Annotated in this window: 14 protein-coding genes; 11 read left to right on the top strand and 3 right to left on the bottom strand. The window is 56.0% G+C overall.

Going from position 1 to position 13,334, the window contains the following annotated elements; all coding sequences use genetic code 11:
- Nucleotides 1-19: 19 nt before the first annotated feature.
- Complete coding sequence (gene hemA / locus AC790_RS12935) at nt 20-1,276, bottom strand: glutamyl-tRNA reductase (RefSeq protein WP_007892893.1); 1,257 nt, start codon at nt 1,274-1,276, stop codon at nt 20-22.
- A 216-nt stretch (nt 1,277-1,492) separates the two neighbouring features.
- Here hemA and lolB point away from each other — a divergent pair, with 216 nt between their 5' ends.
- The 4 genes from lolB (at nt 1,493) to AC790_RS12915 (ending at nt 5,458) form a co-directional block, all read left to right on the top strand.
- Nucleotides 1,493-2,116, top strand: coding sequence for a lipoprotein insertase outer membrane protein LolB (lolB, locus tag AC790_RS12930; RefSeq protein ID WP_049852046.1), 624 nt, complete (start codon nt 1,493-1,495; stop codon nt 2,114-2,116).
- A complete protein-coding gene (gene ispE, locus AC790_RS12925; RefSeq protein ID WP_049852045.1) occupies nt 2,113-2,970 on the top strand; it encodes a 4-(cytidine 5'-diphospho)-2-C-methyl-D-erythritol kinase in 858 nt (285 codons plus the stop codon). The genes lolB and ispE overlap by 4 nt, the downstream gene beginning before the upstream one ends.
- 136 nt (nt 2,971-3,106) lie before the next feature.
- Nucleotides 3,107-4,054, top strand: a complete 948-nt coding sequence (gene prs, locus AC790_RS12920; RefSeq protein WP_006118899.1) for a ribose-phosphate diphosphokinase — start codon at nt 3,107-3,109, stop codon at nt 4,052-4,054.
- A 228-nt stretch (nt 4,055-4,282) separates the two neighbouring features.
- On the top strand, nt 4,283-5,458 hold the full coding sequence (locus AC790_RS12915; RefSeq protein WP_007892906.1) for a GGDEF domain-containing protein: 1,176 nt from the start codon (nt 4,283-4,285) through the stop codon (nt 5,456-5,458).
- Here the strand turns inward: AC790_RS12915 and ychH are convergent.
- Nucleotides 5,455-5,730 (bottom strand): stress-induced protein YchH, encoded by a 276-nt coding sequence (ychH, locus tag AC790_RS12910; protein WP_007892909.1) that lies wholly within the window; start codon nt 5,728-5,730, stop codon nt 5,455-5,457. The two genes, AC790_RS12915 and ychH, sit on opposite strands and share 4 nt — an antisense overlap.
- 258 nt (nt 5,731-5,988) lie before the next feature.
- On the opposite strand from ychH, the gene pth reads away from it, so the two are divergent.
- The 3 genes from pth to AC790_RS12895 all read left to right on the top strand — a co-directional run bounded on the left by pth (nt 5,989) and on the right by AC790_RS12895 (nt 8,464).
- Complete coding sequence (gene pth, locus AC790_RS12905; protein ID WP_049852044.1) at nt 5,989-6,576, top strand: aminoacyl-tRNA hydrolase; 588 nt, start codon at nt 5,989-5,991, stop codon at nt 6,574-6,576.
- A gap of 111 nt (nt 6,577-6,687) precedes the next feature.
- On the top strand, nt 6,688-7,779 hold the full coding sequence (gene ychF / locus AC790_RS12900) for a redox-regulated ATPase YchF (RefSeq protein ID WP_007892915.1): 1,092 nt from the start codon (nt 6,688-6,690) through the stop codon (nt 7,777-7,779).
- Between the two features lie 295 nt (nt 7,780-8,074).
- Nucleotides 8,075-8,464: a cupin domain-containing protein gene (locus AC790_RS12895; RefSeq protein WP_049852043.1), complete on the top strand. Its 390-nt coding sequence runs from the start codon at nt 8,075-8,077 to the stop codon at nt 8,462-8,464.
- Between the two features lie 29 nt (nt 8,465-8,493).
- On the opposite strand, the gene AC790_RS12890 is transcribed toward AC790_RS12895, so the two are convergent.
- Nucleotides 8,494-9,168: a GntR family transcriptional regulator gene (locus AC790_RS12890; protein ID WP_007892918.1), complete on the bottom strand. Its 675-nt coding sequence runs from the start codon at nt 9,166-9,168 to the stop codon at nt 8,494-8,496.
- 114 nt (nt 9,169-9,282) lie between these two features.
- Here AC790_RS12890 and AC790_RS12885 point away from each other — a divergent pair, with 114 nt between their 5' ends.
- Genes AC790_RS12885 through AC790_RS12870 form a run of 4 tightly spaced genes read left to right on the top strand, consistent with a single transcriptional unit; the run spans nt 9,283 to nt 13,263 of the window.
- The gene (locus tag AC790_RS12885) at nt 9,283-9,963 is read left to right on the top strand and encodes a DUF2848 domain-containing protein (RefSeq protein ID WP_007892919.1); all 681 of its coding nucleotides are present in this window, start codon (nt 9,283-9,285) and stop codon (nt 9,961-9,963) included.
- Nucleotides 9,964-9,975: 12 nt separating this feature from the next.
- Nucleotides 9,976-11,319, top strand: coding sequence for an amidase (locus AC790_RS12880; RefSeq protein ID WP_049852042.1), 1,344 nt, complete (start codon nt 9,976-9,978; stop codon nt 11,317-11,319).
- Nucleotides 11,320-11,321: 2 nt separating this feature from the next.
- Complete coding sequence (locus AC790_RS12875; protein WP_049852041.1) at nt 11,322-11,957, top strand: DUF4286 family protein; 636 nt, start codon at nt 11,322-11,324, stop codon at nt 11,955-11,957.
- Entirely contained in the window at nt 11,950-13,263 is a 1,314-nt protein-coding gene (locus AC790_RS12870) for an MFS transporter (RefSeq protein ID WP_007892925.1), read from the top strand. Before AC790_RS12875 ends, AC790_RS12870 begins: the two co-directional genes overlap by 8 nt.
- Nucleotides 13,264-13,334 lie beyond the last annotated feature (71 nt).

Raw genomic sequence — 13,334 nt, 5'->3', positions numbered from 1 at the left:
TAGGTCGTGACTGACCAGATTACTCTAAACCGAGGCTGTCACGTAAGATCTGCAGGCGTTCGCTGTCGCCGTCGCGCGCGGCCTGCTGCAGTGATTTGGTTGGTGCATGAATTAAACGGTTGGTCAGCTTGTGGGCCAGTTCCTGCAATACTTTTTCCGCGTCAGCGCCCTGACGCAACGCCATCAAGGCGCGCTCATGCAGTTCGGCACGCACTTCATCGGCTTGTGAACGATATTCGCGGATGGTTTCTACCGCGCTTTGTGCGCGCAGCCAGGCCATGAATTCGCCACTCTCCTGCACCACAATGCTTTCAGCCTGCACGGCAGCCGCTTTGCGCTGCGCCATGTTCTGCTCGATGATCGCCTGCAGATCATCAACGCTGTACAAATAGGCATTCGCCAGCTTGCCGACTTCAGGCTCGACATCGCGCGGTACGGCAATATCGACCAGCAGCATTGGCTGATTGCGACGCGCCTTCAGCGCGCGCTCCACCATCCCTTTACCGATAATCGGCAGCGGGCTGGCGGTAGAAGAGATAATAATGTCGGCATCGGCCAGGCGCGTTTCGATATCGGCCAGACCAATCACTTCCGCGCCAACCTCATCGGCCAGCAGCTGCGCACGTTCGCGGGTGCGGTTGGCAATCATCAACTTTTTCACGTGATGTTCGCGCAAGTGACGCGCCACCAGCTCGATGGTTTCACCGGCGCCGACCAGCAGCACGTTAACGGTGCTGAGCGATTCAAAGATTTGGCGTGCCAGTGAACAGGCGGCGAAGGCCACGGACACCGCGCTGGCGCCGATTTCGGTTTCGGTACGCACGCGTTTGGCCACGGAGAAGGTTTTCTGGAACATGCGCTCCAGTTCACTGCTCAACGCATGATCACGTGACGAGTCAACAAAGGCTTTCTTTACCTGACCCAAAATCTGCGGTTCACCTAACACCAACGAATCCAGCCCGCTGGCAACGCGCATCAGATGGCTGACCGCCGCGTTATCCTGATGCCAGTAGAGGCTGTTACGCACATCCTCTTCACGCAGATCGTGATAGTCACACAGCCAACGCACCAGCTTCTCCTGCAGGTCGGCTTGCTGCTCTACACTGAGGTAGAGTTCAGTACGGTTGCAGGTCGAAAGGACCACACCGCTCTGCACCATCGGCTGGGACAGCAGGCTATTCAGCGCCAGTTCCAGCGTGTCTGGTGTAAACGCAACGCGTTCGCGTAGCGCAACAGGTGCAGTTTTGTGGTTGATTCCGAGTGCAAGCAGCGTCATGTGATTCGGGTTGGGATATCCCAATAGTTGTCAGGGTTTTGTGCTGCGCATTCTACAAGATGCCACAGGTCAAGAAAAGCCATACAAAGCCTATGACTGTAATAAGATTAAACTGATCGTGCGCAATTATTGCCATAACAGCATTGACGGCTTACCTGCGGATGGTTAGCGTTACCGGTTACGAAGTAAAAACGTGTCTGAGGAGATGACCACGTGATGCATTTGCCCCCGCGCAAGTTACTGCGCCTTTTACCCCTTGCCAGCGTGTTACTGGCTGCATGTACCATTAACAAACCACAAGGTCCGGGCCCAAGCACCACGTCACCCCAATGGCAGCAGCACCAGCAGGCTGTAACCAAAATCAGCCAATATCAGACGCGCGGTGCGTTCGCTTATCTTTCGGATAAACAAAAAGTGTATGCGCGCTTTAACTGGCAGCAAACCGCCGCCGATCGCTATCGCCTACTGCTGACCAATCCGCTCGGCAGCACCGAACTGCAGCTTGATGCGCAGGGCTCGGTAGTGCAGATCGTCGATAATAAAGGCAAGCGTTACGTGAGCAACGATGCTGAGAAGATGATTTCTCAGCTTACCGGCATGGATATCCCACTCGCCAATCTGCGTCAGTGGATGATGGGCTTGCCCGGCGATGCCAGCGATTATCAGCTCAACAGCCACTATCAGCTGCAAAGCCTGAACTACAGCCGCAATGGCCAGCAGTGGAAGGTGAATATCTCGGATTACGACAGCAAGGTTAACCCGCCACTGCCGGCGAATCTGGAGCTGACTGAAGGCGGTCAGCGTATCAAACTGCGCATGGATAGCTGGATCATCCAATGATCACCACGTGGCCTGCGCCAGCAAAACTGAACCTGTTTTTATACATCACCGGCCGTCGTCCAGACGGCTATCACAACCTGCAAACGCTGTTTCAGTTTCTTGATTACGGCGACACGTTACAGATTGCAGCCGATAGCAGCGACAAGATTACGCTGCTGACGCCGCTGGATGGCGTGCCGGATGAAGAGAACCTGATTGTACGTGCCGCCCAGGCGCTGAAACAGTTCGCTGCCGCCCGCGGCACCATGCCAGTGCATGCCGGTGCAACCATTGCGCTGGAGAAAGTGCTGCCAATGGGCGGCGGTTTAGGGGGTGGCTCTTCCGATGCCGCCACGGTGCTGGTAGCGCTTAACCATTTGTGGCACACCCAGTTGAGCGTAGATGACTTAGCAACGATTGGCATCAAACTGGGCGCGGATGTGCCAGTGTTTGTGCGCGGACACGCCGCCTTTGCCGAGGGCGTTGGGGAACAGTTACAACCCGCGACACCTGAAGAAAAATGGTATCTGGTGGCGCATCCCGGCGTTAGCATCGCCACGCCCGATCTGTTTCGCGATCCCGATCTGACGCGTGATTCACCAATCCGCACATTAGATGAACTGTTGCAGCGTCCTTTTCACAATGATTGTGAGGCTGTGGCAAGAAAACGTTTTCGTAAGGTTGATGAGCTGCTTTCCTGGCTGCTAGAATACGCGCCGTCGCGCCTGACTGGGACCGGAGCTTGTGTGTTTGCTGAATTTGACACCGAGTCCGCCGCACGTCAGGTGCTGGAGCTTGCCCCGAAATGGATTTGCGGATTTGTGGCGCGCGGGCTTAATATCTCGCCGTTGCAGCGCACACTTTCTGGGCTATAAGCGTTTCCGTGACAGTGTCACACGTTCCAGATACTGCACGTTGCGCATTAACACACCCGTATGAACATGCTCTTTGGTATTCGCCGGTTACTCTAGAGCCGTTCATTCTCTGGACGCCAAGCCTGAGGTTCTTCTCGTGCCTGATATGAAGCTATTTGCTGGTAACGCCACCCCGGAACTAGCACAACGTATTGCCAACCGCCTTTACACTAGCCTCGGAGACGCCGCTGTTGGCCGTTTCAGTGATGGTGAAGTAAGTGTACAGATCAACGAAAATGTACGCGGTGGTGATATTTTCATCATCCAGTCCACCTGTGCCCCCACCAATGATAATCTGATGGAGCTGGTTGTGATGGTCGACGCATTGCGTCGGGCTTCTGCTGGTCGTATTACTGCTGTAATTCCTTACTTTGGCTATGCGCGTCAGGATCGCCGTGTGCGTTCTGCTCGTGTGCCGATCACCGCCAAAGTGGTTGCCGATTTCCTTTCAAGCGTGGGCGTTGACCGTGTTCTCACCGTTGACCTGCATGCTGAACAGATCCAGGGCTTCTTTGATGTTCCGGTGGATAACGTATTTGGTAGCCCAATTCTGCTGGAAGATATGCTGCAGATTGGTCTGGAAAATCCGATTGTCGTTTCCCCAGACATTGGTGGCGTAGTGCGCGCTCGCGCTATCGCCAAACTGCTCAACGACACCGATATGGCTATCATCGACAAACGCCGCCCGCGTGCGAACGTTTCTCAGGTGATGCACATCATCGGCGACGTTGCCGGCCGTGACTGTGTACTGGTCGACGATATGATCGACACCGGCGGTACGCTGTGCAAAGCGGCTGAAGCGCTGAAAGAGCGCGGCGCGAAACGCGTATTCGCTTATGCCACTCACCCCATCTTCTCCGGTAATGCAGTAGAAAACCTGCGTAAATCGGTGATCGACCAGGTGATTGTCTGCGATACCATTCCGCTGTCGGAAGAGATGAAATCACTGCCAAACGTGCGTACTTTGACGCTGTCTGGCATGTTGGCCGAAGCGATTCGTCGTATCAGCAACGAAGAATCCATCTCCGCGATGTTTGAGCATTAATTCATCGTGTGAAACCGGGCCCTGTGCCCGGTTTTTCTTTGCCTGCCCGCCATCATTTTACTCACCGATTAAGCCACTTTCCCCGCTGATATTTCCGCGATAAATTTCGTTAAAATCCGCTATTCTCGCTGCCATCCACTCTTTTCTGCCTACGCGCATTGCTGCCCTTTAGCGGTCCAATGATTAATGGTATTTTTCTCCACACTTTAGCTAAGAGCTCCGACCACTATGACTCTCGACATTTACACACTGTTTGTTTGCGAGCTCTATGTGCTGGGGTTTTTAAGTATCATTTTGATTTTTGCCTGGGTCGGTGCGCAATACGATCGCGTGCTGGGCTGCACCACGCTGGCGCTGGTTTTAACCTTTGCCGCGGTGCTTCTCAGCAGTTTACGCAGCGCTGGTCTGCATTTTTTGCCGGTGGCGCTTGGCAATGTGATGCTACTGCTTGCCTACGGTAATTTACTGAATGCCTTCCGTATTTTTTGTGCAAAACCCCTTGGACTCAGCTGGTTAGGCGGCGGATTGCTGTGGGCCATTCTGTGCCTGTTCCCCGAGTTTTATTACAGCCAGCCGAAGCGCGTGCTGGTGGTGTGCCTGTTGTGCATCATCTATACCGGAGCGCTAATCCGCTTGCTGTGGCGCGTACGCGCGTCGTTAACCGTTACCTTCTGGCCAGCGCAAATTCTGCTGTGGATTCATCTGCTGTTTCACGTGGCGCGCATCTTTCTCGATGATGCGGTGGCTTCACCGGTACGCGGCGCCATTGGCGGCTCCAGCTTCTCGGTGTATGTGATTCTTGAATCGATTTTGTTTGTCATCGGCCTCACCTTCACCATTCTGGCGATGGTCAATGAACGCACGCAAATCGCCCATAAGCTGGCCTCGATGCACGATCCGCTCACCAGCGTGTGGAACCGCCGCGCGCTGTTCGAACAGGCCGATAAAATGGTGCTGCGCAGCGCGCGTCAGTCACAGCCATTTATTTACAGCGCGGTGCTCTTCGATCTGGACCATTTCAAAAGCATCAACGATCGCTTTGGGCATCAGCAAGGCGACCAGGTTTTAGTCGATTTTTGTCAGGTGGTACAGGCGTTATTGCCGGAGGAAGGTCATTTTGCCCGTCTGGGCGGTGAGGAATTTGCGGCAATTATTCCAGGCGATGCCGAGCAGGCGCAGCGGGTGTGTGAACGTATTCGATTGGCAACGCAGCTATCGCAACCTAACGATGTGCGCTACACCGTAAGTATTGGTTTCGCCACTGCTGTGCAGCCCGGCCAACCTTTTCCACCGCTGCTGGCGCTGGCTGATGAAGCGCTGTATCACGCTAAAGCCAGCGGCCGTAACCGTATCGAACGTTATCTTGCACAGTTACAGCCACGCCAGGAAACCGCTCTCACTTAGTGTGAAGTGTGATTGCGACGGCAGCGTTTGTCGCCGTAGTGACGCAACCAGTAATAACGATCTTCAACTCTTTCGCGTCCGCTGACGCGGGCACCCACCAGCCACAGCAACGCGCCAACAAAGATGCTGAACATGGCGCCGTGCGCGAGAAATTGAGGTAGGTTAAGTGAAGGGAGCTGATTAATAATGGAATAACCGACACCGAGCACCATCGTCAGTAAACCCAGACACATCAAACCATTACCTACCACGCGGCATTTTTGACGTTTCATGATCCACCTCCATCCTTATAAAAAGCAAAACAGCACATATGGTTAACTAGCCATAAGCTTAGGCAATACCTACCGGTTAAGTTGCGTACAGGATCACAGATCCTTCACAACCTTTGACAAATCTTTACTGCCAGCGCCTTGATTTCGATAGAAATTGATTAGTCACACAGCGGCATCATCTGCTGTTTGTGGCCTTTGTCATCCGTGTCGTCAGGCAGTAAACTATCGCCCTTTCCGCAGCAAGGCAGGATAAACATCGTGAGCAGCATTAAACTGATTGTAGGGTTGGCCAATCCGGGCGCCGAGTACGCCGCAACGCGCCATAACGCCGGAGCCTGGTATGTGGATTTGCTGGCAAGCCGTAACAATCAGTCGTTAAAAGATGAACCCAAATTCTTCGGCTATACCGCGCGCTTGTCATTGGCGGGCGAAGATGTGCGCCTGCTGGTGCCCACCACCTTTATGAATTTGAGTGGCAAAGCCGTAGCGGCGATGGCGACGTTTTATCGCATTGCGCCGGAGGAGATTCTGGTGGCGCACGATGAGCTGGATTTGCCGCCGGGCGTGGCAAAGTTCAAACAAGGCGGCGGCCATGGCGGTCACAACGGCCTGAAAGATATCATCAGCAAACTGGGCAATAACAATAATTTTCACCGTTTGCGCGTCGGTATCGGCCATCCGGGCGATCGCAATAAAGTGACCGGTTTTGTACTGGGCAAACCGTCGGCCAGCGAACAAAAGCTGATCGACGATGCCGTGGATGAAGCGGTGCGCTGCACCGAGCTGTGGCTGAAAGAAGACAAGATTAAGGCGATGAACCGCCTGCACGCCTTCAAGGCTGGCTAAGGCCAATTCCCGCGCCGCGCAGGGCAATTCTGTGTATAATGCGCGAAATTTTTTGAATCTGTCGGCGCTGCTCTGCAGCGCTGCGCACTCAGTGAGAAAGGTAATCAGACCATGGGATTTAAATGCGGTATTGTGGGCCTGCCGAACGTCGGTAAATCCACCCTGTTCAACGCGCTGACTAAAGCGGGTATCGAAGCAGCCAACTTTCCGTTCTGCACCATCGAGCCAAACACCGGTGTGGTGCCAATGCCCGATCTGCGCCTCGATCAGCTGAGCGAGATTGTTAAACCACAGCGCGTGGTGCCAACCACCATGGAATTCGTCGATATCGCCGGTTTGGTAAAAGGCGCATCCAAAGGTGAAGGCCTGGGTAACCAGTTCCTGACCAACATCCGTGAAACCGAAGCCATCGGCCACGTGGTGCGCTGCTTCGAGAACGACAACATCATCCACGTTGCCGGCAAAGTTAACCCGGCGGAAGATATTGATGTCATCAATACCGAGCTGGCGCTGTCGGATCTCGACACCTGCGAACGTGCTATTCAGCGTTGCCAGAAGAAAGCCAAAGGCGGCGACAAAGATGCTAAAGCTGAGCTGGCTGCGCTGGAAAAATGCCTGCCGCATCTGTCTGAAGCCGGCATGCTGCGCGCACTGAAGCTGGATGCTGACGAGAAAGCGGCGATTCGCTACCTCAGCTTCCTGACGCTGAAACCGACCATGTACATCGCTAACGTCAACGAAGACGGTTTCGAAAACAATCCGTACCTCGATCAGGTACGTGCCATTGCCGAAGCCGAAGGTTCTGTCGTCGTTCCGGTGTGTGCTGCGGTTGAGTCGGACATCGCCGAGCTGGAAGATGACGAGCGCGACGAGTTCATGGCTGAACTGGGTCTGGAAGAGCCGGGCCTGAACCGCGTGATTCGCGCCGGTTATGCACTGCTGAACCTGCAAACTTACTTCACCGCTGGCGTGAAAGAAGTGCGTGCATGGACCATCCCGGTTGGTGCAACTGCGCCGCAGGCAGCCGGTAAAATCCATACCGACTTCGAGAAAGGCTTTATTCGTGCGCAGACCATCGCCTTTGATGACTTTGTTGCCTTTAAAGGCGAACAAGGCGCGAAAGAAGCCGGCAAGATGCGTTCAGAAGGTAAAGAGTACATCGTTAAAGATGGCGATGTGATGAACTTCCTGTTCAACGTCTAAATGGCCGCAGCAGTCGCATGAGATTTCATTGAATCTCCTTCTGGCTGACAAACACCCTTAAATCCACGCAATTGCGTGGATTTTTTTATTTCATCAAATCTCAGCTATTCCTGAATCCCGCTGACAAATCTGTAAGGCGATCAGTGGGGATGCTCACTGAGCGAGCAACAGTTAACCCGCAGGATTGCGGGTAACGCGTAGCGATTAATCACTTTTTGACTGAATAAGCGGCCTCGCCAATTTCCACTATCCTGTGCATAAGAAATTTAGCACTCACTTATGCGCGGGAGCGCCAATGAGCCGTTCTGACAATTACGACCACAATACAGCGGAAATCTTGCTCCAGAGCGGGCATGCCTGGAATGGTCAGCGATTAGAAAATTATCCGACGGGTAAGCCGGAAATTACCGTGATGAAGATGACCATTCCTGCACACTCTGAGTTACCGTGGCATACCCATCCGATGCCTAACAGCGCTTATATTTTGTCGGGATCGCTCACCATTGAGGACAAAGACAACGGTGAGAGTAAAACCTTCCGTGCCGGCGAGGCATTTAATGAATCCATCGATATCGCGCATCGCGGATTCACTACCGATGAGAGTGCCGAGCTGATTATTTTCTATGCCGGCGTTGCGGGCATGGAACTCTCAGTGCCTTTGCCAGGAGAAGCGGCAGAGTATTGATCTCAACGATAATCCGCGCACAAACACCGTCAATTATTCAGCAGCGCCTGCTTAAACGAATAGATGTGCACCCGCGCGGCGGCTTCGGCCAGCTCGGCATCGCCCTGCTCCAGCGCGGCGATAATCGCTTCATGTTCGGCGATCACTTCATTCATATGCGCAGCGCTGGAGAGCGTTGTCGCCCAGAAACGCTGCGCCTGCGCATGGATGATGCTGAGGATATCGGCCAGGCGTCCATTGGCAGCGATGTCCGCCAGCAGCTGGTGGAATTCGCGGTCCAGCAACATCATCTGTTCCCGGTCGCGCGCCGCGCTGGCGTCGGCAATGCGCTGATTCATTGCGCGCAAATAAGCAATCTGCGTCGGATTAACGCGCTGCGAGGCCAAACGCAAACACAGCGCCTCGTTGACTAAACGCACCTCAATTAACTCCAGCGCATCATCAATCGATAGCGGTGAAACCATCACCCCTTTGCGTGGAATAATTTGCAGTAACCCTTCCGTTTCCAGCCGATGCACCGCCTGATTCACCGGCGTTCTGCCCATCTCAAGGTCATCCATCACCTGCGCGATATTCAGATAGTCACCGGGCTTGTAACGCAGCGTGATCAGCCGGTGCTTAAACGCCAGATACGCCCGTTCGTTGAGAGAAAGGCTCTTCGGCTGGGTCGGCGAGCTCACATTTTCAGCAATATCATTACTCATCACGCGCATCCTTATTAGGTAACTGAGACATCTTACACAAAAACCTGGCATGAAAATGGCTAGATTGAAATTACTGTGAAATTTCACACGCATTTCAACTCTGGAGATTTAGCCATGCAATTACGCTTCACGACTGATTACGCAGACGCCGCAGTGCTGGATGTAGAGGTTAATGCGCTGGTGATTGCCGGCTGGGTTGGCCGCGATCAGGCTGCGGTGCTGCACCATATCAGGGAGCTGGAGGCACTTGGCGTGCCCGCTCCTGGTGCAGTGCCGCTGTTTTACCGCGTCGCCACTAACCAGCTCACTCAGCAAACCCGGCTGGAAGTGGTCGGCGAACAGACCTCTGGCGAAGCCGAACCCTTTGTGTTTTTCCACCGCGGCGAATACTGGGTTTCGCTGATTTCCGATCACACCGATCGCCATCTGGAAACCTTCAGCGTGGCGCTTTCCAAACAGGCGTGTATCAAGCCGGTTGCCGGTCATGCCTGGCGCATGTCCGAGGTGAAAGCGCATTGGGACCAGCTGGAACTGCGCGCCTGGATCAGAGTGAACGGCGATTGGGTCACCTATCAACAGGGTGCGCTGTCATCGCTGCTCACGCCAATCGATCTGTTGCAGCGCTATTTCGCCGATCGCCAGGTGGAGGAAGGCTTTGCCATGTCGTGCGGCACGCTGAGCGCCATCGGCGGCATTCGTCCAGCGAGTGAATTCCGCATGGCACTGCACGATCCGGTGCTGAATCGCACGCTGGAACACACCTACATTACCGGCGCGTTGCCGGTCATCGCCTGATAAGGATTCTTTATGACGACGTTATGGCAAGCGAGCCAGCAGCTGCTCGCCGGACAAGGTTCTGCCGCAGAACTGACGCAGGATGCGCTGAGTGCCATCGCCGCCGAACCTGGCGAAGGTCAGCGGGTTTTTACCCGCGTATATGCCACCGAGGCGCAGCAGCAGGCGGAACAGGCCAGCGCGCGCTGGCAGCAGCGTCAGGCGCGCAGCCCGATTGATGGCCTGCCGATCAGCATCAAAGATCTGTTTGATGTTGCCGGAGAAGTGACGCTCGCCGGCTCACATTTACTCAGCAACGGCACTCCGGCCGCAGCCAACGCCAGCATGGTTGAACGGCTGCAACAGGCCGGCGCGGCCCTCGGCGGCAAAACCAACATGACCGAGTTCGCCTTTCCCGGCCTCGGCATCAATCCGCACTACGGCACGCCCGCCAATCCGTGGCAGCGTGCTGAGAAGCGTATTCCGGGCGGATCCTCGTCGGGCGCGGCGGTGGCGGGGGCCGGAGGCAAGGGACGGGCGGCGGTCGGCACCGATACCGGCGGTTCGGTGCGTATTCCTGCGGCGCTGTGCGGATTAACCGGCTTTAAACCCAGCGCCAGCCGCATTGACCAGCGCGGTACCCTGCCGCTGGCGGCGTCGCTCGACAGCATCGGCGTGATTGCGCACGACGTGCGCAGCTGCTGGCTGCTCGATAGCGTAATTGCCGAGCAGCCGCTGGTGATGGATCAGCGTGAACTCTCTGATGCGCATTTCGTCATTCCACAAACGCGCGTGCTGGCGGGGCTCGACCAGCACGTCAGTGCGGCCTGGCTACGCGCGCTCGAGGTGCTGCGCGCCCAGGGTGTGCAGCTAACCGAACTGCCGCTCGATGAGCTGGCGGAGCTGGATACGATGAACGCGCGCGGCGGCATTACCGCCTGGGAAGCCTGGCAGTGGCATCAGGCGTACGCGCTGTCCCAGCCTGACGCCTACGATCCGCAGGTTCTGACGCGCATCAAACGCGGCAGCTTGCTGAATGCCGCGGATGCCGCCGAGCTTTATCAGCTGCGCGCCGACTGGCAGCAGCGTGTGGAAAACGCCGTGGCGCCGTTCGACGGCATCTTAATGCCGACGGTGCCGCTGATCGCCCCTACCCTTGCCGAACTCGACGACCCCGCGCGTTACATGCAGGTCAACATGCTGATGCTGCGCAACACCAGCGTGATCAACATGCTCGATGGCTGCTCAATTTCTCTGCCTTGTCATCAACCCGGCGCTGCGCCGGTTGGCCTGATGCTGTCCTCAACCCATGGCAACGATGCTGCATTACTCAGCTGGGCTGCCGCGCTTGAAACCACCCTGAAACGGAGTAGCTGATCATGACTCAACCCCACGGCATGCTGTTTGTCGCCACCAATATCGATGCTGCAGATGAAGCGGATTTCAACCAATGGTATGACCATGAGCACGTTGAAGAGCGCGTGGCGATCGCTGGATTTCTCAGCGGCACGCGCTATCAGTCGATCGATGCCGAGCGTAAGTATCTCGGCCTGTATGAGACCGCATCGCTGGAAGCCTTTACCAGCGCCGATTATCACGCTGCCTTCACGCGCCAGACCGAATGGTCGGTGAAAAACCTCAACAAGATGATCAACCCGATGCGCCGGGTATGCGCCATCTCTCACCAGCATGGTCAAGGCAGCGGCAGCCATCTGGCGGTGCTGACGTTGCCAGCCGGTACGGATGTTGCATTGCTGGGCGATTGGCAAAACAGCGTGCAGCACGCGCCGGGCTACATCGCCTCACGTTTGCTGACGCCCGACACCACGCTGAGCTCACCGCTGCCGCGCGAAAACCGCGAAAGCCGCCCGATGCAGCCGATGCTGCTGCTGACCTGTCGCGATGCGCAGGTGTGCAAAACGCTGGCTGCCGCTGCCGCTGCCACCCTCAACGCGGATGTACAACTTTATGCCCTCAGCTGGCAGTTAACGAAACAGGAGATGGCTCATGGCTAATACCGATTCGACATTGCAGCACGCCACTGGCGAGCCAGCCAGCCACACCAAAACCGGTCGCCTCGCAGCGGCCAGCTCGATTGGCACGGCGCTGGAGTGGTATGACTTTACGGTCTACAACATCATGGCGGCGCTGGTGTTTAACCATGTGTTTTTCCCCAGTTTCGATCCGCTGGTCGGCACTATTCTGGCGTTTTCCACCTATGCGGTCGGTTACGTTTCGCGTCCGGTGGGCGGCCTGATCTTCGGCCATCTTGGCGATATCGCCGGACGAAAAGCGGTGCTGATCACCACGCTGGTGATTATGGGTGTGACCACCGCGCTAATGGGCTTGCTGCCGGGCTATGCGGTGTGGGGCATCTGGAGTCCGGTGCTGCTGGTGGCGCTGCGCTTTATTCAGGGCATTGCCCTCGGCGGCGAATGGGCCGGCGCGGTGCTGCTGTCGATGGAGCACGGCGACGCGGATAAGCGCGGTCGCAATGCTTCGTTTGCCCAGGTGGGTCCATCTTGCGGTACCTTGATTGGCACCGGCTTCATCACGCTGGTGACGGTGGCTTTGAGCGGCGAGCAGTTCCAGGCATGGGGATGGCGCATTCCGTTCCTGCTGAGTTTGCTGCTGGTGATGTTTGGCCTCTGGCTGCGTCGCGGCGTTGAAGAGACACCGACCTTTGTGGCGATGCAGCAGGCAGAGAAAACCACCCATACGCCGCTGAAAGAGGTGTTTGTGCGCTATCCGCGCGAGCTGTTGATTGCTGGCGGCTCACGCATCGGTTCGGATGTGCTGTATGCGCTGGTGGTGGTTTTTACCCTGACTTACGTCACCACGGTGCTGCAGCTGCCGCGTCCGCTGGCGTTAATGGCCACCATGCTGGGCGCGATCGGCAATGCGATTACCGTACCGATGTTTGGTGCGCTCTCCGACAAGCTAGGCCGTCGGCCGGTGTATATCGCCGGTGCGCTGCTGGCCATCGTCTGGTCGTTTGTGTTCTTTGTATTGCTTGATAGCTCGCAGCCGATTCTGATTGTGCTGGCGGTGATTGGCGGGCTGTTGATTCATGCGGTGATGTACGGACCGCAGGCGGCGTTTGTCACGGAGCAGTTCCCCAGCCATGTGCGCTATGCCGGATCGTCGCTGGCTTATACGCTGGCGGGGATTATCGGTGGCGGTTTTGCTCCGCTGATCATTACTTCGCTCTACAAAGAGATGGGTAGCACGCTGTGGGTGTCACTGTACGTCAGCCTGGCGTTACTGATTACGCTGTTCGCGCTGTGGAAAGCGAAAGAAACCGCGCATCGACCGCTGTAATCACCCGGGTTTTGTTTGGCGAGGGATTGCCAGACTTTCGCAGAGAGGAGTAATACGGCGCGGCACGCGCG

The sequence above is a fragment of the Pantoea sp. RIT-PI-b genome, assembly GCF_001187905.1.
Classification (GTDB): domain Bacteria; phylum Pseudomonadota; class Gammaproteobacteria; order Enterobacterales; family Enterobacteriaceae; genus Pantoea; species Pantoea nemavictus.
Note: the sequence above shows the minus strand (reverse complement) of the source record. Positions and strands in the feature narration are given on the sequence as shown.